19 protein-coding genes and 1 pseudogene are annotated in these 26,887 nt (G+C 72.9%); 5 read left to right on the forward strand and 15 right to left on the reverse strand.

Going from position 1 to position 26,887, the window contains the following annotated elements; all coding sequences use genetic code 11:
* A partial coding sequence (locus ACWEK3_RS33395) for an SMI1/KNR4 family protein (RefSeq protein WP_453251360.1) occupies positions 1 to 458 on the reverse strand: 458 nt, incomplete at its 3' end.
* Positions 459 to 796: 338 nt separating this feature from the next.
* On the opposite strand from ACWEK3_RS33395, the pseudogene ACWEK3_RS33400 reads away from it, so the two are divergent.
* Positions 797 to 1,064, forward strand: a pseudogene (locus tag ACWEK3_RS33400) (helix-turn-helix domain-containing protein); the annotation flags it as partial.
* A gap of 174 nt (positions 1,065 to 1,238) precedes the next feature.
* Positions 1,239 to 1,367 carry a hypothetical protein gene (locus ACWEK3_RS33405; RefSeq protein WP_453251361.1) on the forward strand — a complete coding sequence of 43 codons (129 nt, stop codon included), beginning with the start codon at positions 1,239 to 1,241 and terminating at the stop codon, positions 1,365 to 1,367.
* Positions 1,368 to 1,383: 16 nt separating this feature from the next.
* On the opposite strand, the gene rpsR is transcribed toward ACWEK3_RS33405, so the two are convergent.
* The 4 genes from rpsR to rpmG are packed head-to-tail and all read right to left on the reverse strand — an operon-like array spanning position 1,384 to position 3,277.
* Positions 1,384 to 1,626, reverse strand: a complete 243-nt coding sequence (gene rpsR, locus ACWEK3_RS33410; RefSeq protein WP_453251362.1) for a 30S ribosomal protein S18 — start codon at positions 1,624 to 1,626, stop codon at positions 1,384 to 1,386.
* Between the two features lie 51 nt (positions 1,627 to 1,677).
* Positions 1,678 to 2,853: a CobW family GTP-binding protein gene (locus tag ACWEK3_RS33415; protein ID WP_453251363.1), complete on the reverse strand. Its 1,176-nt coding sequence runs from the start codon at positions 2,851 to 2,853 to the stop codon at positions 1,678 to 1,680.
* Positions 2,850 to 3,107 (reverse strand): type B 50S ribosomal protein L31, encoded by a 258-nt coding sequence (locus ACWEK3_RS33420; RefSeq protein ID WP_450546930.1) that lies wholly within the window; start codon positions 3,105 to 3,107, stop codon positions 2,850 to 2,852. Before ACWEK3_RS33420 ends, ACWEK3_RS33415 begins: the two co-directional genes overlap by 4 nt.
* Before the next feature lie 5 nt (positions 3,108 to 3,112).
* Complete coding sequence (rpmG, locus tag ACWEK3_RS33425) at positions 3,113 to 3,277, reverse strand: 50S ribosomal protein L33 (RefSeq protein ID WP_225077651.1); 165 nt, start codon at positions 3,275 to 3,277, stop codon at positions 3,113 to 3,115.
* A gap of 131 nt (positions 3,278 to 3,408) precedes the next feature.
* Between rpmG and rpmB the strand changes: the two genes are divergently transcribed.
* The 3 genes from rpmB (at position 3,409) to ACWEK3_RS33440 (ending at position 5,295) form a co-directional block, all read left to right on the forward strand.
* Positions 3,409 to 3,645, forward strand: a complete 237-nt coding sequence (rpmB, locus tag ACWEK3_RS33430; protein ID WP_361421660.1) for a 50S ribosomal protein L28 — start codon at positions 3,409 to 3,411, stop codon at positions 3,643 to 3,645.
* Positions 3,645 to 3,950, forward strand: a complete 306-nt coding sequence (gene rpsN / locus ACWEK3_RS33435) for a 30S ribosomal protein S14 (RefSeq protein ID WP_450546928.1) — start codon at positions 3,645 to 3,647, stop codon at positions 3,948 to 3,950. Before rpmB ends, rpsN begins: the two co-directional genes overlap by 1 nt.
* A gap of 421 nt (positions 3,951 to 4,371) precedes the next feature.
* Positions 4,372 to 5,295 (forward strand): NAD(P)/FAD-dependent oxidoreductase, encoded by a 924-nt coding sequence (locus ACWEK3_RS33440; RefSeq protein ID WP_453251364.1) that lies wholly within the window; start codon positions 4,372 to 4,374, stop codon positions 5,293 to 5,295.
* A gap of 45 nt (positions 5,296 to 5,340) precedes the next feature.
* Here the strand turns inward: ACWEK3_RS33440 and ACWEK3_RS33445 are convergent, their stop codons facing one another.
* The 10 genes from ACWEK3_RS33445 to ACWEK3_RS33490 all read right to left on the reverse strand — a co-directional run bounded on the left by ACWEK3_RS33445 (position 5,341) and on the right by ACWEK3_RS33490 (position 26,877).
* Entirely contained in the window at positions 5,341 to 7,356 is a 2,016-nt protein-coding gene (locus ACWEK3_RS33445) for a condensation domain-containing protein (protein WP_453251365.1), read from the reverse strand.
* Complete coding sequence (locus ACWEK3_RS33450) at positions 7,353 to 8,777, reverse strand: class I SAM-dependent methyltransferase (RefSeq protein ID WP_453251366.1); 1,425 nt, start codon at positions 8,775 to 8,777, stop codon at positions 7,353 to 7,355. Before ACWEK3_RS33450 ends, ACWEK3_RS33445 begins: the two co-directional genes overlap by 4 nt.
* On the reverse strand, positions 8,774 to 10,156 hold the full coding sequence (locus ACWEK3_RS33455) for a class I SAM-dependent methyltransferase (RefSeq protein ID WP_453251367.1): 1,383 nt from the start codon (positions 10,154 to 10,156) through the stop codon (positions 8,774 to 8,776). Before ACWEK3_RS33455 ends, ACWEK3_RS33450 begins: the two co-directional genes overlap by 4 nt.
* 13 nt (positions 10,157 to 10,169) lie before the next feature.
* Positions 10,170 to 11,705 carry an ABC transporter ATP-binding protein gene (locus ACWEK3_RS33460; RefSeq protein ID WP_453251368.1) on the reverse strand — a complete coding sequence of 512 codons (1,536 nt, stop codon included), beginning with the start codon at positions 11,703 to 11,705 and terminating at the stop codon, positions 10,170 to 10,172.
* Positions 11,702 to 12,520: an ABC transporter permease gene (locus ACWEK3_RS33465; protein WP_453251369.1), complete on the reverse strand. Its 819-nt coding sequence runs from the start codon at positions 12,518 to 12,520 to the stop codon at positions 11,702 to 11,704. Before ACWEK3_RS33465 ends, ACWEK3_RS33460 begins: the two co-directional genes overlap by 4 nt.
* Positions 12,520 to 13,524, reverse strand: coding sequence for an ABC transporter permease (locus ACWEK3_RS33470; RefSeq protein ID WP_453251370.1), 1,005 nt, complete (start codon positions 13,522 to 13,524; stop codon positions 12,520 to 12,522). Before ACWEK3_RS33470 ends, ACWEK3_RS33465 begins: the two co-directional genes overlap by 1 nt.
* Positions 13,521 to 15,086 carry an ABC transporter substrate-binding protein gene (locus ACWEK3_RS33475; RefSeq protein WP_453251371.1) on the reverse strand — a complete coding sequence of 522 codons (1,566 nt, stop codon included), beginning with the start codon at positions 15,084 to 15,086 and terminating at the stop codon, positions 13,521 to 13,523. Before ACWEK3_RS33475 ends, ACWEK3_RS33470 begins: the two co-directional genes overlap by 4 nt.
* A gap of 48 nt (positions 15,087 to 15,134) precedes the next feature.
* Positions 15,135 to 21,953 (reverse strand): SDR family NAD(P)-dependent oxidoreductase, encoded by a 6,819-nt coding sequence (locus tag ACWEK3_RS33480; RefSeq protein WP_453251372.1) that lies wholly within the window; start codon positions 21,951 to 21,953, stop codon positions 15,135 to 15,137.
* Positions 21,950 to 26,029, reverse strand: coding sequence for an amino acid adenylation domain-containing protein (locus ACWEK3_RS33485; RefSeq protein ID WP_453251373.1), 4,080 nt, complete (start codon positions 26,027 to 26,029; stop codon positions 21,950 to 21,952). The genes ACWEK3_RS33480 and ACWEK3_RS33485 overlap by 4 nt, the downstream gene beginning before the upstream one ends.
* A 95-nt stretch (positions 26,030 to 26,124) precedes the next feature.
* Complete coding sequence (locus ACWEK3_RS33490) at positions 26,125 to 26,877, reverse strand: class I SAM-dependent methyltransferase (protein WP_450544507.1); 753 nt, start codon at positions 26,875 to 26,877, stop codon at positions 26,125 to 26,127.
* Positions 26,878 to 26,887: the final 10 nt, after the last annotated feature.

A 26,887-nucleotide genomic window follows, 5' to 3' on the forward strand; every position in this document is an offset into this window, starting at 1 on the left:
GTGAAGACCCCCTTCGACAGGTATCCAGGGTGAGGGATGCCATGCACGAAGGCATGAAGCTGACCGTGGGTGCCCGGGTTCAAGTCCAGGAACAGGGTGTCACTGCCGCCGTTGCGAGCGATCGGGAGAAGACCGGCCAGCGAGACCTCATCGGCAAGCCACCCGTCACGGCTACGGCGATACTCGCCCAGCAAAGTACCCCAGCCGTATTCGCCGTCGCCGTCACGGCCGAGTTGGTAGAGGTCGTCGAAGCTCTGAACCCGCTCCGGTTCACAGGCCGGCAAGCAAACCGAGTAGGTGAGGCCCTCCCCACCCCCAGCTTCTAGGAACGAACGGTACGAAGACGGCAGAGGCAGCCCGATCTCCCGTTCGAGCTCTTCAAGCTCACAGACGTCGAACGGCCTGAACGGACCCACGACCAGGCGGCCCCGATACCAGCGCGACAACTCCTCAGACACGGCCAGATTGTCGCACCCTGCAGTATCCCGAGACCCTCCCAGTCCCGCGTTGCTGGATGCCGAGCTCTGCACGTTCATCCGTACCTGACCCGGGAGTGTCCCGATGTCGCCGACTCCACCGCCGAACTCGACCGACCCGGCCACGCCCCTGTTCCCTTCCCAGACCTGGGCTGGACCTACGATGAGCCAGACCTCGATCAAGTGCGCAGCCACGATGGTGATCGAACGACTCACTGAGCCCTTTCCGACCTGCCTCTGGAGTACTGCAGTTGGGCTGACAACGTGGCCCTGGTAGATGGGTTTCCGACCAAGAGAACCGTTTCCGCCAAAGGCTTCACGTGCTTGTCCACCCGTCGGGCGTCGACGTGTCCAGCTCTGACCTCCGTCTCCTCACGCAGCAGTTACGGCGGCACCGCCATGCGATCCGCCCCCGTTAGCGGCGCCTGAGCGCCGGCCGCCAGGCCCTGCTGACACTCGCCCATCTGCGGGTGGCCCACACATATGCCCAGCTCGCAGCCGGGTTTCGGCGTCGCAACCACCACGGCCTACCGCTATGTCACCAAGGCTGTCCAACTCCTGGCCGCCCTCGCCCCCAGCGTGACCGAACGAACGCAGCTACCCATAGCCCGACGACAAGCGAGAGAGTGACCGCAGGGGCGCACGTACTCAGATCGACAACCGGCTAGAGGGAGCAACTTGCGTTTCACCAGCGCTCGGAGAGTGTGCTCAACAGCCGACGCATGTGGAGGTCCGCGGCGCGGACGCCCCGGCGACGGACACGTGGGTGAAGGTCACGGGCATCTGGAACCCAAGGGCAGGCTGGGCTCCTCGGCGGCCTGGCCCCCGCTGCTGGACGCGAACGCGGTCAGACGGGTCGAGGAGCCGTCGGCCCCGTACGAGCAGCGTTGACTCAACGCGTTCCCGGCTATCGGGAACTGTAGGGAAGGAGTGCCATCTCTCGTGCGTTCTTGATGGCCTGCGCCACCTGCCGCTGCTGCTGACGCGTCACGCGGGTCACCCGACGGCTGCGGATCTTTCCGCGGTCGGAGATGAACTTCCGCAGCAGGTCAGTGTCCTTATAGTCGACGTATGTGATGCCGGCGGCGTCCAGCGAGTTGGCTCGCTGCGGCTTGGCGGTCTGCCGCCGGGTGCTTGGGCGTCGGGGCATGGTCGGATCCTCCCTCAAGGGGGTGCGGTGGAATGCGCGGACGGTCGCGGTTCAGGTCACTGGGTCGAGCAAGTCGTCGAAGGCGTGCGGAAGTTGCTTCCAACGATCGCTGCCGGCCGCGTACTCGTTGTCGGTGAGCAGGCACGAGTCGAGCAGCACCTGCAGACCGTCGCTGTCCAGACCGGGCGAGGTGAAGGTGAAGTACTGGCAGCGGTCGCCGTGTTCGGGGTGCCAGTCCACGGAGGCGGCCAGGCGGCGTTCCGCGGGCATCACCTCCCAGGCGGCATCGGGCAGGGCCGCCAGCCAGGGTCCGGCCGACTCCACGCACAGCGCGCCGCCGGCGGCGTCCCACGACAGCAGGGTGTCGGGGCGGTCTGCCAGCCAGAACCGCCCACGGCTGCGGGCGGCGGCGCAGGTCAGGTCCTCCAGTGCCGCGTAGAGGCGCTGCGGGTGGAAGGGGCGTGTCCGCCGCCAGACGAAGGTGCTCACGCCGTGCTCGTCGCACTCCTGCGGCAACAGCGCGCACGCGGGATGCAGGCGAGCGGCGGCCGCGTCGACGTCGAAGCCCGCCAGCAGAGCGGTCTGCAGGGCAGCGCTTCCCACGCGTACCTTTCGTGCGCCCGGCGTGAGCTGGGCGAGCAGCGCGTGGTCGGTGTCGTCGGCGGGCTCGCCGCCCGCTGCGCCCGAGCCGTCCTCGGCGAGGGCGATCACCGTGGGGTATTCCAGTTGCCGGGCGAAGGTGTCGGCGATGGTGCGCTGGTCGGTCGGGGCGGCGGCGAGGCCGACGTCGGCCAGGTCGTCGCCGTTGGACAGGTAGGGCAGGACGAGTGCCGGGTCGATCGCGGTGGCGACCCCGGTCAGCGCCAGCGGTACGCCCGCGGCGGCGATGACCGCGGCCATGCCCTGGGGTTCGACGGAGTCCCACAGTTCCACGACGGCCAGCCGGTGCGTTCCCTCCTCGGCCAGCCGCAGCAGTTCGGGGACGAGGTCCTCGCGCAGCGCGCAGCACGCGCAGTCGTTCACCAGGGGTGCGTCACCGCTGCCCAGCAGGCCGCCGGCATCGCGTACGGTGCGGTGCACCGTACTGTCGGCGGCGGACGTCAGGTCGTGGTGCAGCGCGACCGAGCGGGGCACCGTGCGCAGGATTTCCTCGACGGCGGCCCGGCGGGCGTCGGCGTGCAGCCCGGCGACGATCGCGACCGGCAGCCGCGCCTGGTCCCTGCTCACTGCCGGCCCTGTCCGCGTCCGTAGCGCCGCTCGAAGCGCTCGACGCGCCCCGCGGTGTCCAGGACCCGCTGGGTGCCGGTGTAGAAGGGATGGCTCGCCGAGGAGATCTCGACGTCGATGACCGGGTAGGTGTTGCCGTCCTCCCACTCGACGGTCTTGTCACTGGTGGCCGTCGACCGAGTGAGGAAGGCGAAGTCGGCGACCCGGTCACGGAAGACGACCGGGCGGTACTCGGGGTGGATTCCGGGCTTCACGGTACTCAGCGCTCCTCACGAAAGTCGACGTGGCGACCGACGACCGGGTCGTACTTGCGCAGCGTCAGGCGGTCGGGGTCGTTACGGCGGTTCTTGCGGGTCACATAGGTGTAGCCGGTGCCGGCGGTGGACCTGAGCTTGATGATCGGACGCAGTTCGTTTCTGGACATGGACACGCACTATACAAGAGATTGGTTTTCATTTTCATCTAGCTGCTACTGTGCTGCCCCGCACCAGGTCGCAATCACCCGCCCTCGCAAGAAACGCACACGGCACCACGATCCACGCACGAGGAGGAAACATGTCCGCCCACTGTCAACTCACCGATCGACAGCCCGGCTTCGGCCATCACATCTCCCACTCCCACCGGCGCAGCAAGCGCCGTTTCGACCCCAACATCCAGCGCAAGCGCTACTGGCTGCCGAGCGAAGGCCGCCACGTCCGACTCACCCTCTCCGCCAAGGGCATCAAGACGGTCGACACGATCGGCATCGAGGCCGCGGTGGCCCGCATCCGCGCCCGGGGAGGGAAGGTCTGATGGCGAAGAAGAGCAAGATCGCGAAGAACGAGCAACGACGCCTCGTCGTGGCCCGCTACGCCGCGCGCCGCGCCGCGCTGAAGGCGATCATCTCTTCGCCCCGGACATCCGACGACGAGCGCGCCGCCGCCCAGCGGGAACTGCGCCGGCAGCCCCGCGACGCCAGCGCCACCCGCCTGCGCAACCGCGACTGCGTGGACGGGCGCCCCCGCGGCCACCTGCGCGCCTTCGGCCTGTCCCGCATCCGCGTACGCGAGATGGCCCACGCGGGCGAGCTCCCCGGTGTGACCAAGAGCAGTTGGTGACCCACATCGCTTCCGCGGCCGTCCGGGCACGCCTGGCGTGCCCGGACGGCCACACCGGAGCGACGGCGAACCGTGTGCACCCCCGAGCAGCGAGGTACCCGCCAAAAGCGCTCGTTCGGCAAAGCGCAGGAAGAGCACTCCCGCCCGGACCAGACCCCGCGTCGCCGCACGTCCTCATCGGCCGCCGCCACCAGTCCGGCGGTCTCCGCGCCGCCCAGCACCCACGCCACGGCCCTTTCCTCACCGGCAGCATCCACGTAGTCCACGCCGTGCCGCGGCAAGGCCTGTGCGACCACATCGAAAAAGCGGCATGAGGGCCCCTGCACCTGTGTTCCTCGCCTTCCCCGCCGCCAGCCAGTAACTGAAAATGATAATTATTATCACAGCTACAGTGGCGTACTACGGAGGAGAGTGACAGACGATGTACGACGTGATCGTGGTCGGCGGGGGGCCTGCGGGCCTCAACACCGCGCTGGTGTCAGGGCGTCAGCGCAGGCGGGTCCTCCTGCTGGACTCGGGCCGCCCGCGCAACGCGCCCGCGGCGCAGATGCACATGCTTCTCAGCCGTGACGGGTTCCCGCCCGCGGAACTGCGCCGCATAGGCCGGGAGCAGCTCACCGCCTACCCGAACGTGGCCGTACGTGAGGCGACCGTCACGGCCGCCGTGTCCGAGCCGCCGGGGTTCGCCGTGACGCTGACGGACGGGACGGTGGAGCGGACCCGCAAACTGGTCCTCGCCACGGGGCAGGTCGACGTGCTCGACGAGCAAGTGGAAGGGCTGTCCGCGCTGTTCGGCCGGGGGGTGTACCACTGCCCGTTCTGCCACGGCTGGGAGACCAGCGGGATGAGCCTGGCCGTCATGGGGCATGAACTGCCGCAGGTCATGCAGGCCCTGTACGTGGCCGACCGCTTCAGTGACGACGTGGTCGTGTGCACCAACGGACACCCGGTGCCCGAACAGGCCGCGGGCAAGCTCGCCGATGCCGGTATCACCGTGGAGGAGACGGCCGTGGCCCGGATCGAGGGCGAGGCAGGTGCACTCCGCATGGTCCTCGCCGACGGCCGGGTTCTCGAACGGCAAGGCGTCTACCATCGGGCGCCCACCCGCCAGCACTCCCTGCTGGCCAAGCAGTTGGGGTGCCGGATCCTGCCGGACGGCTGTGTGCGGGTGGACGAGTTCCAGCGCACCTCCGTGCCGGGTGTGTACGCGGCCGGGGACACCGCCCGTCTGGAGGCATTGCCGGACGCTCTCACCTTCGTGGTCACGGGGGCCGCCGACGGCGCCCGTGCCGCGGTCTGGCTGGACCAGGAACTCTTCCGCGAGGACGCCGGCCTGGGCGGCTGACGTCGGTGTGCGGCGGGGACGGCCTCCGCCCCCGCCGCACTCCAGTCACCGTTCGTCCGGTTCCCGCAACGCGGCGCCGAGTCCCGCCACCGTCGGCTGCCGGAGGAAGCGGCGCGGTGTCACCCGTCCCAGTCCCTCCCGCGCGAGTGATGCGAGCATCCGCACGGCGAGCAGCGAGTCGCCGCCGAGCGCGAAGAAGTCGGCGGTGCGCTCGTCCACCGCACAGTCCAGCAGCTTCTGCCAGTGCGCGGCGACGGCCCGTTCCACCTCGTCCCGGGGCGGTCCCGGCTCCGCTCCGTCGGCCGTCGTCGCGGGTACGGACAGGCGTCGTCCGGGTGCCTGCCGAGTCGTCTCCGCCTGCTCAGCGTCGACCGCCTCGGGCAGTTCGACCAGGGCGGACCAGCCGTCCGGTTCGACCAGCGACTCCACGGTGGCCATGAGATCGCCGAACATACGGTCGACGTCCTCGGCCGCGAACAGTTCCTCCACCAGTGAGAAGGCGACGACGAGTTCTCCACGCAGTTCGAACAGGCGCGCCTCCAGGGCCACCTGGGGCGTCCGCAGCTGCTGGTGGTGGCTCGACAGGTCGATCTCTCCGAGCGGTCCGGCCTCCTGCGGCACCTCGCTGCCCAGTGCCGCGTCCACACCCAGGGTGGACTGGAAGACGACGGGGGCCACCGGGCGGTGGGTGCCTCGCCGGCGGCCGAGTTCGCGGGAGACCTCCACACCGGTGATCAGGTGGTGGGCGAGCGCGTCGCCGATGTCCTGCTGGGCCCGGGTGGCGAGGTCGGCGAAGACCGGGGCCAGCGGCAGGTCGACGGGCAGCAGCATGGTGGAGGAGAAGGCTCCCACCAGCCTGGACACGTCGGGATGGAGCGGGAGCCGGTTCAGCTGCAGGGTGTTGAGCAGGAAGCGACGGTGGCCGCAGGCCCGGGCGACGGCTGCGGAGAAGGCGGCGAACATCGCTGCGGACGGGGTCACGCCGTGTTCGGTGCACAGACGGCGCAGTGTCGACCAGCGCTGAGGGTCCAGTACCGCCTGCCGGGTGCCCATCAGGGTGGGGCGCACCTCCCCGGGGTCGGCCACCAGCGGCAGGGCCGGCGGCAGGGGGAAGCCGTCGAGCCGGTCCCACCACCAGTCGCGGTCCTGCTGCCACGCCTGTGTGCCGGGCAGGTCCCGCAGGGTCGTCACGTAGTCGCCGTAGTCGATGTCCAGGGGCGCGAGGACGGCGTTGTAGTCGGAGACCAGGGCGAACAGGTCGCGGTAGAAGACGCTGGAGGACCAGCCGTCGATGATGAGCAGGCTGGTGGAGGAGTGCAGCCGCGCGCGGTCGCCGGGCATAAGGGTCAGGCGCATGTCCAGGCCGCAGCCCTGGGACGGGTCGGGGCCCTGGGTGCTCATCTCGTGCCGGATCTCGGCGAGCCGGGCGGCGGCCGTCTCCTCGTCGGCGTCGCGCAGGTCGGTGATCCGCAGGTGCGGTATCGCCTGCGGATCGTCGAGGGGCAGGATGTGCTGCCGGCCGTCGGGCCGGATGCGGGCCCGCAGGACGGCCTGGTGCTCGGCCAGTCTCTCCAGGGCGTCTTGCAGCGCTTCGGGGGCTTCGTCGGCGTCGATGTCCTCCAGCCCGATGTCCACGTAGTGATGGGCCGATCGGTAGGACAGCTCCCAGGCGTCCTGCTGGCCCACGAAGTAGCCCTGCTGGAGCGGCAGGAGCGGGAACGGGGCGTCCGGGTCCTCGCGTCGGCGCAGGTCCAGGGGCAGCGGTCGCAGCGCGCCGGTGCCGGTGCTTCGTTCGTGGACAAGGGCGGCGAGTTGCGCGGCACTCTGCTCGACGCGCACATCCGCCAGGGCAAGCGGCGTGCTCAGCCGTTTGCGGAGCATCGCGGCCATGCGGACGGCCAGGACGGAGTCACCTCCCAGGTTGAGGAAGCTCGCGTGCGCCGGCACGGAGGCGAGGTCGGTCTCCAAGGCGTCGGCCCAGACGGCGCGGACGGCGTCCACGAGGTCGGCCGGCGCCGTGGACGCGTCGGCGGTGTGGTCGGGGGCGGAGGAGGAGGTCAACGGGAAGCTCCAGTCGGGAGGGTGGTGCGGATGATGTCGTCCACAGCGTGGATCCGTGGGAGGGGGACGGCAGGAGGCAGCCGGTCGGCGAGTGCGGCGCGGACGCGGCCGGGGTCCGGCCTGGCGCCGTGGGTTCTGACACGGCCCGCGATGACACGCTGGCCCGCCGCCGTGGCCAGGGGATGTGTTCCGTGTGGGAGGACGGGCAGCGGGTCGAAGCCGGCAGCATCCAGTTGCCGTGCCCACTCCTGTGCGGTGAGGAAGACCCGGTCCTGGCCGGCTCGCAGGTCCGTGAACCAGCCCTGCTCGTCGGGCGCGGGCGACATCAGCAGGTACATGGAGGTGAGCGCCTGGTAGTGCTCCTGGCACGACTCCACCAGGACCAGCAGTCCGTCGGGCGCCAGCAGCTCCCGCAGGGCCGCTAGGGACCGGCCGGCGTGCCGTGCGTTGTGCAGGACGTTCGCCGCCAGGACGACGTCCTGGGAGCCTGCCACGAAGCCCTGCGCGAGCGGGTCGGCCTGGATGTCGAACAGGGCGTGCCGCAGTCCGGGGCGGTCGCCGAAGACGTCCTTGGCCACCCGTAGGAAGAACGGGGAGACGTCCGTGAAGAGATAGTCGACGGGAGTGTCGCCGAGGGCTTCCAGGACGGTGCCGGTGGTACCGCCCACTCCGGCGCCCGCTTCCAGGACGCGCAGAGGAGTCGACGCCGCCCTTCGATGGGCCTCTTCGGCGATCAGGGACGCGGCGGCGTGATTGGCCCAGCGGCTGGGGACGCTGTCGCGGTAGTTGCCCTGCGCGGTGCTCGTCTCCCCGTCGGGGAAGAGCACCTCGTGCAGGGTTGCGCGGTCCTGGAGGAGCAGCGGCAGTCGCTCGGCCGCGGCCCGGAAGAAACGGGTCATGGACGCCGGGTAGCCCAGGCCCCGGCAGGCGGCGTCCAGCTCGCGCAGCGCCCGGGCGTGGTCGCGGCGGTCGGGCACCTCCAGGGAGTGGTGGCGGCCCGTCGACGCGTCCAGGCCGAGCCGGCCCTCGGCGGTCAGGGTGCGCAGCCAGCGCCGTACGATCCACGCGTGCCGGGGTGCGACCGCCAGGGCTGCGAGGACCTCGTCGGTGCCGTGTCGGCCGCCGTCGCGGAACAGGCGGGTCCGGTCCAGCACCCGGGCCATCGTCAGCAGTGCCGTCTCGTCGAGCTGCCGCATCAGTGTTGGGAGAGCGGCCAGGTCGGTACCGCGTACGGCGGCGTCACCGTCGTCTGCGGCCCGGCTCGCGGCGCGGGCATCGTCCTGGCCCAGAGCGGATGTCTCCCCCGTGGCCGGAGGCGGTCCTGCCACCAACAGGGTGTCCTGCTCGTCGTCACCAAGGAGCTGCCAGTGCCTCACGCCGGGCAGCCCGGTGAGGGCGGCGTCGTTGAGTTCCTCGTTCACGGGTGGCCGTCCTCGATGCCGTCCACCACGGTGATCGCCGGCGGTGTCGTGTACGGCTCGGCTTGGCGCAGGTGGTCACGCAGCACTTCGGGCAGGCGGCGCCGTGCGAACAGGGGGAACGGCTCGTGCGCGGCCGGGCCGGAAGGCTTCGGGGCGTCTTCGGCCGCGGTGGGGGCGCAGTGCGCTGGTGCCGCCACGGCCAGTGTGCGGGGGTCGGCGACGTCGAGCAGTACGGCGGCGTCCGCTCCGTCCAGGGCCTGGCGCAGGGCGTACGGGGTCACCGCTCCCGGCGCGTCGCGGAGCAGGGCGTTGGGGATGCCGTGGACGACGACGGGGCCGCCGCGGAGCGCGGTGCGCAGTGCTTCCCGGGTACTGCTCCCCCGGTGTTCGTCCCAGGACGTCCGGCGCACACGTTGAGCGCCTGGTCCGCCGGTGTGCGGGCCGACGTGCAGGACGACGTCGTAGCGGTATCGGGTGAGTTCGGTGTCCTCGGCCATGGTGCGGGCGTGGACGCTCATGCGGACCGGCCGCGGCTGGGCGGCGAGCGCGGCGGAGACGGCCGCGGGGGTGAAGGACAGTTCCTCGTCGGCCTCGGCTGAGGCCGCGGCCCTGGCGGCGATCGTTGTGTTGTCCGCCTCGGGGTCGCGCGCCCGTTCCAGCTGGCTGAAGTGGTCGAGCAGCAGGCCGGAGTGCCGGATGTCCCCCACGATCACGGTGCCGCCGTTCTCGACGGCGGACAGCGCCCCGTGCAGAACGGCCGTCAGATAGGCCAGGTCGGGGAAGCACTGGGTGACTGAGTTGAGCAGCACGCAGTCGGGGAGCGCATCGGGGCCGAAGACGGCGTCCATGGCGTTCCACACCTGGGAGGCGGCCGTCTCGTGGGCGGCGGCCCGGACGAACCCGGTGCGGGGCAGGCCGGCGGTGGTGAGGCGGTCCACCGCGACCTGGGCGACGTCGGTGCCGACGTACCCGTGGAGGCGCGGGTGCAGGCGGTGGGCGAGCAGGCCAGTGCCGCAGCCGAGTTCCAGCAGTCTGGTCGGGTTCTGGGCCAGGACGAGGTCCACGGTGCGGTCCACCCAGTCGCGCATGTGGGCCTCGGGCAGCGGCGCCCCGGTGTCGGAGGCCCGCCATCCGGACAGGTCCAGGTCGTCGGCGTGCCGGCCCTCCCCTGTTTCGTACACCCATTCGTATACCTCGGCCCACTGTTCGAGGTGCTCGCGCAGCAGGGGGCCCGGTTCGGGTGAGGCGGCCACCGCGCTCGGGTGCGGGACGACCAGGACGCCGCCGTCGGGTGCGGGGCGTGCCCGCGCCACCCAGGGGTGTGCGGACAGCAGGTCCGCGATCCGTGCGGTGTGTTCAGCCGTGCTGTTGTCGGACACCGGGGTGCTCCGTTCAATCGTGGTGGGAATGGTCGGGGGCCACGGGCGACCCCGTGGTCAGGCGGCGCCCGGTCAGGTGCAGGACGCGGTCGGCGCGGGCGGCCGTGTCGGCGTCGTGGGTGACGGTCAGGACCGCCGGGCCGCTCCTGCGCAGCCGGTCCAGCAGGTCGAGGACGACTCGCGCCGAGGCCGGGTCCAGGCCCGCGGTGGGCTCGTCGAGGAGCAGCACGTCGGGGCCGGCGGCGAGGGCCCGGGCGAGGACGACCCGACGGCGCTGGCCACCGGAGAGCGTCGACGGTCTGCGGTCGGACAGTTCGGCGGGGAGTCCCACGGCTTCGAGAAGTTCCCTCGCCCGTTCCCGCCCGGCGGTTCCGGTCATGCCGTGGAACACCTTCAGCGGCCGGGCCACCGACCGGCCGGCGGTGTGCGCCGGGTTGAGTTCCGTCACCGTGTCCTGTCCGGCCAGTTGGACGGCTCGCAGCATCCGCGGGTCACGCAGGCGGGTGGCCCAGGGCAGCGGGCGTCCGTGCAGCAGCAACTGTCCGCCGGCCGGTGGGCGGCGGCCTGCCAGGGCGTGCAGCAGGGTCGTCTTTCCGGTTCCCGACGCTCCCATGACGGCAAGCCAGCCACCTGCCGGCAGATCCAGGTCACTGGGGTCGAGCAGCGGTGTGCCGTCCGGGGTGAGCAGAGTCAGGCCGTGCGCCGACAGCACGAGGGACGGTGAGGGGACGGTGGTGGCCCGCGCAGGCGGGGACGGATGCCCGGTCCCCGGCACCGGGGGTTGGGTGGTTGGCCGGATCGGATTCCGTACCGAACGTGCCTGGGGTGCCGGGCCGGGGGCCGGCCGCGGGTCGGCGTCGAGCACCAGGGTCCGGTCGGCCAGTTCCGCGGCCAGCCGGGCCTCGTGCGTGACCAGGACGACGCCCCGGCCGGGAACACCTCGCCGGGAGCGCACCACTTCGGCGACCAGATCGGCCGTGGCGCGGTCCAGCGCCGAGGTCGGCTCGTCCAGTACCAGCAGTTCGGGGTCGGCACACAGGGCTCGGGCCAGGGCGACCCGCTGGGCCTGCCCGCCGGAGAGTTCCCCCGCGCGCCGGGAGGCGAGCCCGGGCGGAAGGCCCAGCCGGTGCATCAAGGCCTCGACCCGCTGTACGCGGGCGGCGGCGTCGCCGGCGAACTCCTCGACGATCAGCCGGTCGACCCGCCACAGCGGGTTCAGGGCCAAGCCGGGGTCCTGGCCCAGCACGCCGCACCGGGCACGCCGCCACCGCCTGGCCGCCCGGCCCCGCGGTACCGTCGCCCCGCTCCAGCGCACGGTGCCGGCCGCGCGGTGCAGGCCGTCCGGAAGGACGTCGAGCAGGGCGCGGAGCAGGGTGGACTTTCCGGCACCGGACGGGCCCGTGACGGCCAGCACCTGGCCGGAGTCGATCTCCAGGTCGACCGGCGGCAGCACGGTGGCGCCGTCGTGGACACGGCGAACGGTCAGTCCCTCGGCCGCCAGCAGCGGCACGGTGGCTTCTTCGGGCTCGGTGCGGGCGCGGGCCGTCATAGCGCCTCCCCCGGCGTCCGGGCGGCTGTCCGGGCAGCCGCGGCGAACACCCAGGCGCAGCCCGCCAGGGGAACCGCTGGGGCCAGCAGTGCCAGGGGGTTGAGCGCGGCGCCGGGAAGGTTCTCACTGAGCATCAGCGCCCAGTCGGGAGCCGGGGGCTGGGGTCCCAGGCCGAGGACGGCGAGGGCCGCCGCGATCTGCAGTGCCGTGACCAGACGGAGTCCGGCGTCGGCGGCGACCAGGCGGCGCAGGGCGGGCAGCACCTCGTGGAGCAGGACGGCAGGTGTGCGCTCGCCTCGTTCGACGGCGGCGTGCACGTGGCCGCTGCCGCGCAGGTGCGCGCACTGCGTGCCGACGACCCGTGCGGTCAGCGGTGCGCCAGCGAGCACCGCCGCCACGACGACCGCCGTGGCCCCCGGCAGGGCGGTGGCCAGCACCAGCGCCAAGACGAGGGCAGGGACGGCAAGGAGCAGGTCGCACAGGGCCCGCACGGCACGGGCGGTAGGGCCGCCCGACCAGCCCGCGGCGAGGCCGAGAGCCGTGCCGCAGACCACAGCGGCGGTCGCGGCGAGCAGAGACACGGTCAGGAGCTGGGTACCCCCGGCCAGGACCCGGGACAGCACGTCGCGCCCCAGGACGTCGGTGCCCAGGGGATGTTGTCCGCCGGGCGGTGTCCAGGGCGCGGCCACCGTCCGCTCCGGCGGGTGGGGAGCGGCGTACCGGCCCAGCGGCACGCCCACCAGCAGGACAACGGCCGCGGCCCCAGGCACCGTCCGGCGGGCGGCAGCCTGGAAGGACCGCACGGAACGGTCCATCACCCGCCCCCTCCCGCGGTTTCCGGCACGGCCCGGCCGCCATGCCGCGCCGGGCCCGGCAGCGTGGTACGGCGGGCGGCCAGGTCGGCCAGAAGCATGCCCAGCAGCAGCACGGCGGCCGGCAGGAGGGCCGTGGCCTGGATGACGGGAACGTCCCGCACCGCGACGGCCGACACCAGGAGCTGCCCGGTGCCCGGATAGCCGAACACCGTCTCCGCCAGGGCGGTTCCGGCCATGAGGCCGCCGGCCAGCAGGGCCGTCACCTGGAGCGCCGGCGCGTACAGGAAGGGCAGGACGTGCTGGTACAGCACCAGCGGGGCGGGCAGGCCGCGCAGCCGCGCGTCGGCCACGTGGGGTCGGCGCAGGGCGTCGCCCATCGCCCCGCGCAGCAGCACGGTGGCGAACGCGGCCGAGGGCAGGGCCAGGGTAAGGGCGGGCAGCGCCAGGAGCCGCGGATCGGCCAGGGGCGAGGCGCCGGGTGCAAGCAGGGACACGGGAGGCAGCCAGCCCAGCAGCCCGGCCAGGACCGCGCCGAGCACCGCCGCGTAGACCGGCTGCGGCACGGCGGCCAGCCCGGTGGCGGCCGAGCCGCCCCGGCCGCCGCGCAGGTACGTAACGATCAGGGCCGTCACGGTCAGCAGCACGGTGCCGGCCAGCGCCACCGCGACCAGGACGGCGGTGGCGGGCAGCCGTTCCGCGAACAGCGCCGCCACCGGCCGGTCCCCCGCCAGCGAGTGTCCCAGGTCCCCCCGGATCACGCCGTACAGCCAGTCGATGTAGCGCACCACGGCGGGCCGGTCCAGCCCGAGCCGGTCGCGCTGCGCCGCGATGTCCTCCGCGGAGGCCCGACCCGCCGTCCTCAACTCGCCGGCGTCGCCAGGGAGCACTTCGGTGGCCGTGAAGACCACGGCCGTGACGGCGACGGCCAGGGCCCCGGCCCGGCCGACCGGGCGCAGAACACGGCCGACCGGGCGCAGGGCACGGCTGACGGTGCGCAGGGTCATTCCGCCATCCACACCTGGTCGATGAACATGCGCTGGAAGCCGGGCCCGTCGGGCAGTCCGTGCACGCCGGGCGCGGTGAGGTCCAGGCCGTCCCCGGTGCCCCAGACGACGTAGCCGCCGTCCTTCCACAGCTCACGCTGGATGCCCGAGAGCAGCTCCTCGCGCCGCGCCTCGTTCGCGGTGGACATCGCCTGAGCGAAGCCACTGTCGAAGGTCTTGCTGCGCCAGGCGGTCTCGTTGGTCGGGGAGTCGGACAGCAGCCCGACGCGGACGAGGTCAGGGAAGGAGATGCCGCCGTAGTAGCCCGTGTAGAACGCCTTCTTGGCGTAGACGGCGGTCCAGTAGGTGTCGGCGGGCTCGACCTTCACCTTGGCGTCGACCCCGATGTCGGAGAGCTGCTGGGCGTAGAGCGTGGCCGCGGTGTCCATGCCGGGGTAGGAGGTGGTGGTGTGCAGGGTGACGGACAGTCCGTGGGCGTGGCCCGCTTCCGCCAGCAGCTTCCTGGCCTTCTCCACGTCACGCGTGCGCTGCGGCAGGTCCTCGGGGGCCGACGGGTCGTAGGGGGTGGGAAGGTCGTTGGCGACCTTGCCGTAGCCCAGGAACACGGTGTCGACCAGGGCCTTGCGGTCGGCCGCCAGGCGGAACGCCTCGCGGACCCTGGGGTCGTCGAACGGTTTGGTGTCCAGGCGCATGATGAACGGGTATTCAGTGACTCCGTTCCGCCGGACCACCTGTGTCTTCGCCGAATGGCCGGCGCTTTTGACCGCGGCGGGGCTGACGCTGCCGGCGACGTCGGCCTGTCCTGAGGCGACGGCGTTGGCCCGCGCCTGCGGGTCGGCGACGGCCTGGATCTCTATCCGGTCCAGGTGCGGCCGCTCGCCCCACCACTTGTCGTTGCGGGCGAGGACGGTGGTCTGGGCGCTGGTCCGCTCCACCCGGTAGGGACCCGAGCCGGTGACGGGGCGGGAGAAGTCCTTGGTGCCCTCGGGTACGACGAAGGTGACGGATTCCAGCGCCCGGGGTGCGTCGGCCATCGGGGCGCGGGTGGCCAGGACGACGGTGTGCTCGTCGGGGGCCGTGGACTTCTCCATGTCGAAGTCGGCGAGCCGGCCGTAGTTTTCGGCGGCCTTGCTGCTGATCCGCCGCAGGGAGTACAGCACGTCGGCGGCGCGCACCGGCGTGCCGTCGGTGAAGCGGGCGTCCTCGCGCAGGGTGAGGGTCCAACGGTTCATGGCGCCGTTGGGCTTCCACGACGTGGCGAGCCGCGGCTGGGGCTTGCCGTCCTCGCCGGGGACGGTGAGCACGTCGTACGTCAGGGCGAACCGCAGGACGTCGGACTCGTTGCCGAGACCGCCGTGCGGGTCGTCACTGGCAGTGGCGGGCGATCCGGTGACGGCGTAGCGCAGGGTGCCGCCGTCGACGGGTGTGCCGGTGCCGGATGCCGGGGTGTGGGTGCTGGGCGACTGGGAGCAGGCGCTCAACAGCAGGGTGCCGGTCGCCGCCAGGGCGACGAGTGCGGATCTGCGGTGCAGGGGAACACGGGGCGACGAGTGCTGGTGCATGGTTTCTTTCCGCGAGAGGTTCGGGTGTCAGGAAGGAAGGCCGGGGGCCTACCGGTCGGCGCGCAGGGCGTCCAGGGCCCGGTCGATCAGGGCGGCGGTCCGGCGTACCGCCGGGTCGTGCAGCATGGAGTAGTGGTGGCCCTCGACGGTGTGGGCGTCGACCGGGCCGCTGACGTGCGGCAGCCATCCCAGAGCGGGCAGGTCCCCGGCGTCGTCGACACCCATGCCGACGCCGGCGTTGTGCGGCGAGGGGCGGGACGCGGCGATGAGCAGCAGGCGGGTGGCCGGATCGGTGAGGTGTCCGGCCCGGTGGTCCGCCAGCGCCCGCAGGTGCCGTTCGAAGACCTCCAGCCGGAGGTCGGCTGTGTCCCGCGGGCTGAGCAGGCCGGCCTGCCGCAGCCGTTCGGTGACGGCCTGGCGTACCCCCGCTGGACTCTGGGCCTTGCGGATCACCTCCGCGTCCGCGCCCAGGCCGAGATCGAGGTCGAGGAACGCCTCCAGCGAGCGCAGGTAGCGGACGGCCGCGAAGGCGGTGTCCTGGGCACGGTCGGTTCCGCCCAACGCCCCTATGCGATCGGGGATGTTGGAGTCGATCAGGATGAGGAGGTCGGTTCTCTCACCGCGCAGTTCGAGTTCGACCGCCATCTGGTGGGCGACTGTGCCGCCCATCGACCAGCCGCCCAGCAGGTAGGGGCCCTGCGGTTGGTGGTCGCGCAGTGCCGCGAGGTAGCGGTCCGTCATCTCGGCGATGGTCCGCGGTCCGGTGGCGCCGGTCAGGGCGGGATCGGTGAGGGCGACCACGGGCCGGCTGTCGGTGATCAGACGGGCGAGTTCGCCGTAGCACAGTACGTCCCCGCCGGAGGGATGCATCAGGAACAGCGGGCGGTCGCCGTCGCCGTCGTGCAGCAGCATGGCCACGTCGGCGTCGGCGTGGCGGCCGCGTCCGGCGGGGGCCGGTTTCTGCGGGGCGGGAAGAGGTGCCGTCCGGTCCGGCTCACGGGCCGGGGGTGCGGGAGCGGGACGGGGGGCTTCGAGGTCCCACACCTGCGGCACGTCGGCCAGCCGGCGCACCTGGGCGGTGTAGGCGGCGAACGCCGCGTCCGCCTCGTCGGCGGGCAGCGCGCTCTCCAGCACGTCCCACTGGAGCAGGAGCGCCCCGTGCTGCTCGATCGCCTGGTGGTCCAGCCAGGTCTGCGGGGTGCTGCTCACGCCGTACACGGGTGTGCCCGCCCAGTCCAGGTCGTGTCCGCCGCCGAGCGGACCGGACAGACCGAGGGCGCTGGTGAAGACCACGGGGACGGACTCGGTGCGGCCGGTGCGCGAGGACTTCTCCGCCAACAGGTCGAGTGCGGAGAACTCCCGGTGGTCCAGGTCCTCGAAGAGGGTGCGCTGGGCCCGCTCGGCTGCGTCGGCGAAGCAGGGGGTGTCCGAGCGGTCCACCTCGTGCAGCATCAGCGAGGTGAAGTCGCCGACCACCGCGTCCGCTCCGGGAAGGTGCGTGGGCCGGTCGAAGAGGGTGAGGGTGAGGGCGAACCGGTCCTGCCCGGACCATCGGGCCAGGGCCTCCCCATAGGCCGCCAGCAGGACAGCCGTGGGGGTCAGTCCACGCCGGGCGGCCTCGGCCTTGAGGGCGTCCCAGCGGTCCGGCTCCAGACGGGCGGTGCGCCGGGCGAAACGTGGCCGGTCACCGAGATTCTGCGTCTTTACGGGAAGCGCAGGCGCGCCGGGCAGGTCATCCAGCCGGGCGCGCCAGTAGGCGGCGGCCCGCGCGTGCTCGGGGCCCTCGGCGCGGTGTTCGAGCGCGGCCACGCAGTCCGCGAAGGTGGTGTCCAGTGCGGGCAGGTGGGCACCGGGGTCACGGTAGAGGGTACGCAGTTCGCGGTCCCAGATCAGGTAGCTGGCAGTGTCGCACACCAGCACGTCCACGTTGACGAACAGCCGGACGACGTCGCCCGGCAAGCGGGCGGCCCGGATGTCGACCAGGGGCCAGCGGCCCGGGCGGGGTTCGCGGCGCACCATACGTTCGCGGACGCGCTCCAGCTTCCGGGCGCGTTCGGCGTCATCGTCCTTCGTCAGGTCCTGCACGCGGATGCGGTAGCGGGGCACCTTGTCGAGCACCCGGTTGCGGCCTTCGGGTGAGATGACCGCGCGCAGCATCGGATGGCGGGCGATGACCGCGTTCCACGCCGCTTCGTAGCGGTCGGTGTCCAGGCCGGGGCAGTCGTACTCCAGGTGGAAGGAGCACGGAACGTCGCCGAGGCGGTAGCCGCCGGATCCGCCGACCCAGTAGGCGTGCTGCACCCGGGTGAGGGGGAACTCCCGGGGGCCGTCGCCGGGCGCCTGGGGCGGGAGCGCCGCATCCGTCGCTTCTGCGGGCGCGCGCCGCGGCTCCCCGCCGGGCAGCAGCGGGGCCAGGGCCGCGATGGTCGGCCGGGCGAGCAGGTCCTGCAGCCGGAGGTCGGCTCCGTGGTCGTCGCGCAGGCGGGCGAGCATCCGGGTGGCCAGCAGGGAGTGTCCGCCGAGTGCGAAGAAGTCGGCGTCGCGGTCGGTGACGGGGAAGCCCAGCAGCTCCGACCAGACCTCGGCCAGTTGTGTCTCGGCACCCGTGGCGAACTCGGCACCGGTCTGAGGCCGTGCCGTGGACGCGCCCGAAGCGGGTACGACGGACGCCGGTACGACGGTGGGCGTGCCCGCGGTACGGGACGCCAAGTCGGCCGGCGAGACCGCGATGGACGCCGGGGCACGGCCCCGGGCCGCGAGCGCCAGCAGCCGGTCCACGGTGCACATGCCGTCGGCCAGGCCGATCGAGTGCCGGGAGGCCACCGTGCGCTCGCTCCGGCCGGGGCCCACGCGCCAGCCGTCCCAGGCCACGCTGATCCAACGGGGGGATCCCGGGCCCTGGGCGCGCTCGTGTTCGGCCAGCGCGTCCAGGAAGCGGTTGACGGCGGCGTACGGGGCAAGGCCCAGGCCGCCGACGAACGCCGTGGCCGAGGACATCAGCAGCACGGTGGCCGGGCGGCGGTCGGGTGGGAGGCTGTGCACGGCGGTGCGCAGCGCGAGGGCCGCGGTGACCTTGGCGTGCGCGTGCGCGCGTACGGTGTGCTCATCGGTGGCCCGCAGCGGTGCGACGGCGGCGGAGGCGACCACGCCGGCGGCGTGCACGACCAGGTCCAACGGTCCATCACGGTCGGTCAGTTCGCGCAGCAGGTCCGTGGTGGCGGCGGTGTCCGCGGCGTCCGCGGCACGGACCTCGATGTCGGCGCCGGAGTCCCGCAGGAGACGTACGGTCTCCGCCCGTTCGGCCTCGCTGCTCCCCGGAGCGGGATCCGGGTGGAGCCCGGTGCGACTGGTGACCACGACCCGCCGTCCCGAGCGGGCGAGGTGCCCGGCCAGGGCCAGGCCCACGTCTCCGAGGCCGCCGAGCACCACGGCCGTGCCGGTGGCACCGTCAGTGACGACGGGCCCTTCAGTGTCCGGCGCGGGTACCGACGGCCGCCAGGGCGTGATGCCGCGCGTCCAGCGGTGTCCGCCGCGGACGGCGCACTCGACACCGCTCGGACCCTCGGACACCAGGTCCGCGGCCTCCGCGAGCACTGCCTCCAGAACGCTCGTGTCCGACGGGTCGGCCGGCACATCCAGGGCCCGCCAGCGCAGGCCCGGGAACTCCTGGGCGAGGACACGGGGGACGGCGAGGGTGGCGGCGGCGGAGGCCGCGGGACGGTCGGCGCTCTCCACCTGCTGGGCGTTGTGGCTGATATGGAGCAGGCAGGTGCGGTGTGCCCAGGAGGCGGTGGTCCGCGCCATCTCCGCATAACGCAGCACCGACGCGGCGACTTTTCCGGCCGGGTCCGCTCCGTCGTCGGCCGGGTCCTCGCCGGTGCCGCTGTGCGAGCCGATCACGACGACGCCCGCACAGGAGGTGTCCGGGTCCCGGGCCGCCTCGTCGAGGGTGACAGGGAGGGCCCCGGCGGCGGCGAGCGCGGCGCGCACCCGCTCGGGCAGCGGTGAGTCCGGCGGGCCGTCGACGAGCCAGCGGCCCCGCAGCGCCGACCGGTCCGTGTCGACCGGGGCCGTGCGCCGCCAGACGGGCAGTTGGAGGGGTTCCGCCTCGTCGGGGGCGGCCTGCGTGGTGCGGTGGCCGTCCTCCGTAGCCGCCGCAGCCGGGCGGTCGACGGCGGGGCCCGCAGCGGGCGGATCGATCCACAGCCTGCGGCGTTCCAGGGGCAGGCCCGGCAGGACGACCCTGCGGCGCCCCGGCCGGTGCAGCGCGGCGGCGTCCAACGGAACTCCCAGCGTCCACAGCTCTCCGGCGGCCGCCAGCAGCGCGGCACGCCCTCCGCGCGGCTCGTCACGGTCAGGGAAGGTAGCCAGCGTGGCCAGTGGCTGCCGCTCCCGCTGCTGCCGGGCCAGTTGGAGCAGTGCGCTGCCCGGTCCCGCCTGGACGAGGACGGCCGGCCCCTCGCCCAGGGCGGCGGCCAGGGCGTCGGAGAAGCGCACCGTGGAGCGCAGGTGCGCCACCCAGTGGTCGGCGTCGGGAGCGGTGTGCAGCAGCTTTCCGGTGAGGGTCGTGGCGAGCGGGATGCCGGGGACGCGTGGCTGGACGGTGTCGGCGGCCGCGCGCAGTTCGGGCAGGATCGGGTCGACCAGACGGGAGTGGGCGGCCGCGTCGAGGGAGAGCCGTACGGCGCGCTCGCCGCGCGCGGTCAGGGTCCGCTCCAGTTCGGCGACGGCCGGCGAGGGTCCTGACACCACGCAGGACTGGGGGCCGTTGACCGCGGCCAGGTCCAGTTCCGGATGGTCGGCGAGCAGCGCCAGGGTCTGCCGCTCGGCCAGCGGGACCGTCAGCATCGCCCCACCGCCGGCCGCCCGGGACATACCGTGTGAGCGGACCGCGACCAGGGCGGCGGCGTCGGGCAGGGACAGGGCTCCGGCCAGGACGGCGGCTACGTACTCGCCGAGGCTGTGGCCCACCACCGCGTCCGGTTCGACGCCCCAGGAACGCAGGGTGCGTGCGGCGGAGAGGGAGACGGTGAACAGGGCCGGAAGGCCGTGGGCGGGATCGCGCAGCAGCCGGCGTGCCCGGTCGTCGGACGGATCGGCCGTGATCAGCGAGGTGAGGTCCATGCCCGTGCCGTCGTCGAACAGGTCGGCGCACTCGCGCACGGTACGGGCGAACTCCTCTTCCTCGGCGCACAGTTCGCGGCCCATGCCCGCGTACTGCGCGCCGCCGCCGGGGAAGGCCAGCACGATGCGGGGCGGAGTGGCGCCGGGACGCCGTCGGGGGGCGGTGCGCAGCGCGTGGGTGTCGGCCTCCGCCGCCCCGGTGATCACCGCGGCGGCACGGTAGGGCAGTGTGGCGCGGCCGGTGTGCAGGGTGTGGGCGGCGTCTGCGGTCTCGACCGGTGTGGTGTGCAGGGCCGTCGCGGTGGACTCGGCGAGACGGGCGAGGGCGTCGTCGCGGTGCGCGCTGAGCAGGGCGAGTTGCGGGCGCGGGTCGGCGGGGGGTTCCGGACGGACGGGGGCACTGCCCAGGACGACGTGGCAGTTGGTGCCGCCGATACCGAAGGAGCTGACTCCCGCGTACCGGGGTCCGGTCCAGCCGGTGGCCTCGTGGACGACCGTGAAGGGCGAGTCGTCCAGGGAGAGGTCGGGGTTGAGCGGCAGGGCGTCCAGCGTGGGCGGCAGCAGACCGTGGTGCAGGGCGAGTACGGTCTTGGCGAATCCGGCGATGCCGGCAGCGGAGTTGGCGTGCCCGATGTTGCTCTTGACCGAGCCGAGGGCGCACCAGGCCGGGCCCGTGCCGCCGAAGACGCGGCGCAGCGCGGCGACCTCGACGACGTCGCCGAGCCGGGTGGCGGTCCCGTGGGCCTCGACGTAGCTGATGTCCCTCGGCGTGAGACCGGCCACGGCGAGCGCCTCGGAGACGACACGGGCCTGTCCGCGCGGTGAGGGGGCCGTGAAGCCGGTGCGGTCGCCGCCGTCGTTGTTCACGGCGGAGCCGTGCAGGACGGCCAGGACGGGGTCGCCGTCGGCGAGGGCGTCGCGCAGCCGTCGCAGTACGGCCACGCCGACGCCCTGGGTGTGGACGATGCCGGTGCCCTCCGCCGAGAAGGTGCGGACACGGCCGTCGGCGGAGAAGATCCCGTCGGGGACATGGAGGTAGCCCCTGCCCTGCGGAACGATCAGGGAGGCGCCCCCGGCGAGGGCGGTGTCGCACTCCCCCGCCAGCAGCGACTGGGCCGCCAGATGCACGGCGACCAGGGACGTCGAGCAGGCGGTGCCGACCGCGACGGCGGGCCCGGTGAGCGCGAGGCGGTGCGCGACGTGCAGGGGGAGGTAGTCGGCCACCCCCGCGAGGGCCGCCTGGAGACTGCCTACGGGGTCGGTCGCGGAGGCGGCGTACCGGTCCGCGAGGTTGCGGGCGAGGTAGTCGCTGTGGGCGGCGCCGGCGAAGACGCCCACCGCGCCCGCCCCGGTGCCGCCGCCGTGCCCGGCGCTTTCCAGGGCGCGCAGGCAGGCTTCCAGGAAGAGCCTCTGCTGGGGGTCCATCACGGCCGCTTCGGCATCGGTCAGGCCGAACGGCTCGGGGTCGAAGTGGTCCTGTTCGTCGATGACCCCGCTGACGGGAATGTGGGCCGGGTTGGCCAGCAGGCGCGCGGGGACACCGCGTTCGGCCAGCTCCCGCTCGCTGTGCCGGGTCAGTCCGCTGCGGCCCTCGACCAGCAGGTTCCAGTACGCCGCCGTGTCGGGGGCTCCCGGGAACCGGCAGTCCAGGGCAGTGACCGCGATCAGGTCGTCCTCCACGGCCGGGTGATCCGGCCGGGACGCGTCCGGCATGTATCCCCGGGAGAAGGTGGGTTCGGTCATCGCGTGGTCTCCTCGGCCAGGGCGCGTGCGGCGACGCGGGAGGTCCTGCGCGCGGGCCGTTCGGGCTGCGGGGTCGTGGGCGGGGGAACGGAGCCGGTGCCGTGGGCGCTGGGGGGTCGGGCGGTGTCCGGGGCACGTTGTGCTGTGATGCGGGCGGCTAGGGCGGCGACGGTGGGGTGCTCGAACATGTCGGCGAGCGCGAGGCCGGGGGCGATGCTCTCGCGGAGCCTGCGGTGGGTGAGGACGAGGGTCAGGGAGGTCGCGCCGAGGGCGTTGAAGGTGCTGTCGGGTGTCACCGGCAGGTCGGTGAAGTCGGCTAGGACGGCGGTGAGCGCGTCCAGTACGGCGGGGTCCACCGTGCCCTGCCCTCGGCCGTGGGGGGACGTACGGGGTTCGGTGACGTGCCGGTCCGGGGCGGGCGCAATGGACGCCGCTGCCGGACCGGTGGCTGAGTAAGGCGTCGTGGCGGTGCTCCCGCGGGGGTGGCAGACCACCTCCGCCAGTCCGCCGGCGGCCAGGCGCGGTTCGGCGGCTGTGCCGTCGGTGGTCTGTGCCACCTGCCTCAGCCAGTGGGCGGACGCCTCCAGTGCCTGGTCCGGTCGCAGCCGTCCGGGCCGGATCACGAGGGCGGCCTCCAGCCCCAGGGCGGCCGCCTCGGCGAGCGCGGCGGCGACCCATTCCGCGCCCGTGGCGTCAACGGCACGTGAGGGGCTGGCGGACTCGGCCGGGAACGTACCGGAGGGCGTGGAGGGCTCGTTCTGCTCGGCGGCGACCGCGCCGGACGCAGCGGCATGCGTGGGCCTGGCGTCGGCCGGTGCGGCGGTCAGCGCCGCGTGGTCGATCTTGCCGTTGGCCGTCACCGGCAGTTGGTCCAGGATCACGAACCGGCTGGGCACCATGTAGTCGGGAAGCCGTTCACGCAGGGCGTCCGCCAGCTTCTGGGCGGTCGGCGGCTCGCTCGCTCCCCGGGGGGACAGGTGCGCGACCAGCCGGGGTCGCCCGTCGGGGCCCCGCATCGACGACACCACGCACTGGCGGACCGCCGGATGGCGGGCGAGTACCGCCTCCACCTCGCCCAGTTCGATGCGGTGCCCGCGGATCTTCACCTGCCGGTCGACGCGTCCGAGGAACTCGATGGTGCCGTCGGCGGTCCACCGGCCGAGGTCCCCGGTCCGGTACAGACGGCGGCCCAGTACGGGGTGGACGGCGAACCTCTCGGCGGTCTGGACCGGATCGCCGGTGTAGCCGCGGGCCAGTCCGTCGCCGCCGATGAACAACTCCCCCGCCTCACCGACCGGGCAGGGCGCGCCGTCCTCGTCGAGGACGAAGAAGCTCTGACCGCGCAGGGCCCTGCCGTAGGGGATGCTGCGCCAGCGCGGATCGGTGCGCTTGATCGGGTAGGTGATGGACCAGATGGAGGCCTCGGTGGCCCCGCCCAGGCTCATCACCCTTGCCTGCGGGGCTAGTCGGCGCAGCCGGTCGGGCAGGGACAGGGGGATCCAGTCGCCGGAGAGCATCACCAGACGCAATGTGCGCAGCGCGGTGGCGGCCTCGTCCGGTTCCATCTCCGCGTATTCGACGAGCATTTCGAGCAGGGCGGGAGCGGTGTTCCACACGGTGACGCCGTTCCGGCCCGCCAGTTCGAGCCAGTGCTGCGGGTCGCGTTGCCGGGCGGGATCGGGCAGCACCAAGGAGCCGCCGGCGCCCAGGACGCCGTAGATGTCGAACACGGACAGGTCGAAGCTGAGTGCCGACAGTGCCAGCACCCGGTCCTCGGGGCCGATGGCGAACCGGTCGACGATGTCGTCGATGGTGGTGCGCGCGGCCCGGTGCTGGATCTCCACGCCCTTGGGGCTGCCGGTCGAGCCCGAGGTGAAGATGGTGTAGGCGATGTCGTCGGGGCGCGGGTCCGTGGGCGCGGGCACGGGTTCGGCGAAGGCGGCGGCGCCGCGGGCGGGCCGGCCCGTGGCGGTCAGGCGGTGCGCGGTGACGCCGTCGGGCCAGTCGGTCTTCACACCCCGGCCGATCAGTGCGTGCCGGACACCGGCCCGCTCGCAGACGGCTGCGATCCGCGCGGCCGGCCAGGAGGGTTCGACCGGCAGATAGCCCGCCCCGCTCAGGTTGACGCCGAGTGCGGCGGTGATCTGCGCGGGCCCCTTCTCGCAGGCGACGGCGACCATGTCGCCGGGTCCCACTCCCCGGGAGGCCAGCAGTGCCGCGGTGGCGGCGGCGTTTTCCGCGAGGCGGCCGTGGGTGACGGTGGCGGCGGAGGTGCGCACGGCCGGCCGCTGCGGCTGACGGCGTGCCGCGTCGACGGCCGGATCGTGCAGCAGCGGGCCCGCGGATGGGAACGGCACGGCGTCGAGGGGCTCTTCGGGGTGAAAGGAGGGATCCCACCCCAGTGCGGCGTCGCGCCAGGCGTCGGGCCGCGTCAGGGTGTTCAACAGACGTACGTAGGCGCCGAGCAGGGCCGGGATCCAGCCGTCGGGGAAAGCTCCCTCGACGGCGTCCCAGGCCAGGCGGAGCCGCCCGCCCTCGTCCCACACGATGTGGTCGAGCAGGACCTGGGGGGTCTGGGAGATGCCGTACACCTCCTGGCCGAGCCAGCCGGCCGGGGGCTCCCCGTCGCCCGCGAGACCCACCCCGCTGGTGAAGACCACCGGGTGACTGGGGGCTCCCACCGTCTGCGAGGTGCACGCCCGCAGGTCCCGGAGCACCTCTACACCGGAGACGGACCGGTGGTCCAGGTCCTCCCAGAAGCGGTGGTTGACAGCGGCGGCGTAGTCCGCGAAGCCCTTCCAGTCGGCGGGGCTGAACCGGGGCGTGCCGACCAGGGCGGTGGTGGTGAAGTCGCCCACCACCCCTTCGGTCCCATCATCGGATTCCGGGCGGTCGAACAGCGTGGTGTTCAGGCATACCCGCTCCCCGGCGCCCCACCGTCCCAGTACGACGGCGAAGGCCGCGAGCAGGGCGGCGGTGGGCGTGACCGCGTGCTCAGTACACCGGGCACGCAGTTCGGCCCAGGTGCCGGCGTCGAGCTCTGCGGCGGAGCGGACGAAGCGGGGCGGGTTGGTGTCGGCAGGGTCGCGCAGCAGGGGCAGGCGCGGCGACGGCGGCAGCTCGGGGGCGCGTGCGGCCCAGTAGGCACGGTCGCGTGCGCGCCGGGCCGCCCACTCGGGGTCTCCGGAGCGGGCGCGCTGAAGGTCGGCGAACTGCGCCGGCGGCTCGGGAAGCCGGTGGGCGGGGTCCTCAACGAGACGCCCCCACTGGCGCATCAGCAGCATCCAGCCGGCCAGATCGGTCAGGAGCACGTCCACCCCGACGTGCAGCCGGGTCCGCCCGTCGGGCAGCAACGTGGCGTGGATGTCGAACAGCGGCCAGGAACCGGCGGGGCGGTTCTGGTGGGAACGCTCCCGACGCTGGACCGACAACGTTTCCTGCACCCGCTCGGCGGGTTCGCGACGCAGGTCGGTGACGCCGATCTGGTAGAGGCCGAGGGCTTCGGCGATGTGCTGGCAACCTCGGTCATCCACCGTCATGCGCAGCATCGGGTGGTGTTCGATCAGCCGGTTCCACGCGGCTTCCAGTCGACCCACGTCCACGAGCGGATCCACGCCGCCGGGCGTGCGGTCGTACTCGTAGTAGTAGTAGGTGGCCACCCCGCCCAGGGGCATGCCCTCGGCCCGTCCTGCGAGGTACGAGGCTTGAATGGGCGTCAGGGGAAAGCCCTCCCCTGACCTCTCCTCACCACGCCGGACATCACCGGGTTCCGTTGCCGCCTGCGCCTCGCCGTCGGGGGGCCCGGAGTGCGGGGCGCCGTCCGGCACCTGTACGGCGAGAAGGCGGTCCGCCACCGCGCGGGCCGTGGCACCCTCACCGAGGAAGGCGGTCAACGGCAGGTCCTGACCGGTGCGTTCGCGGATCCGTCGCCTCAGCCGCACCGCGGTGAACGATTCGAGTCCCAGGGCCGCGAGCGGAGTCGTCAGCGCGACCTTCTGCGGTGGTGTGCCGAGGACTTCGGCTATGCAGTCGATGACGCGGGCAAGGATGTCGTCGCTCGGTACAGGCTGGTTCATCCGGTCTCCGTTGCAGCGGCAGGCAGGAAGGCGCTTCCCCCTCAGGGCAGGGGAAGCAGGACACCAGTGAAACCTAAATGAAAATGATTATCAAATCAATCAGCGCGCGATGTCGTTGCACTCACACGCTCCAGAACACACAGCCCCAACCCCGGATCACCGACCCGGCGCAGCGCGAGCCCCGCCTGGGCGACCTCGGCCGCCAGGGCGTCCTCCGTGGCGACCCACCAGCGGTACTGGACCGAGTCCGCGGCCAGCACCCGCCCTTGGCGCAGAACTTGGTAGTCCATGCACCAGGTGATCTCGTCCACTCCGGAGGGGCGCGCGCTCGCCCAGCCCTCGTACTCCAGTTCACCGATGGCGACATGGGCCATCCGCACCCGCTCCACTTCCGTCGGGGCGAACGGCGGAGTGACGTTGAACACCAGCACTCCGCCGGAGGCGAGTTGCCGGGCGGCTCGGTTCCACAGCGCACGCCTCTGGTCGGGCGGCAGATGACCGATCACGTTCAGGGCCACGACCGCGCGCACACCGTCGGGCCAGTCGGTGCTCGCGCAGTCGCCGGGAACCACCGTGACCCGCTTGCGCAGTTCGCCGTCCTCATGGACGCGGGCAAGCAGGACGGCGCGCATCGCGGCGGAGGGTTCGACAGCGAGGACCGGCCCCTGCGGCAGCGCGTCGCAAATGACGCGCACGCCCCGGCCGGACCCGGCACCGAGGTCCACCACCGCACCGGCCCTCGCCCGAGCATTCGACAGGGCATCCGCCAGCGCCGGAGCCAGCGCCTCCCACGCCTCGGCGATCATGATGTCGAGGTACTCCGCGGACCGCTCATAAGGGTCGCTCATCACTGCTCCA

This window comes from Streptomyces sp. NPDC004721 (assembly GCF_053601495.1).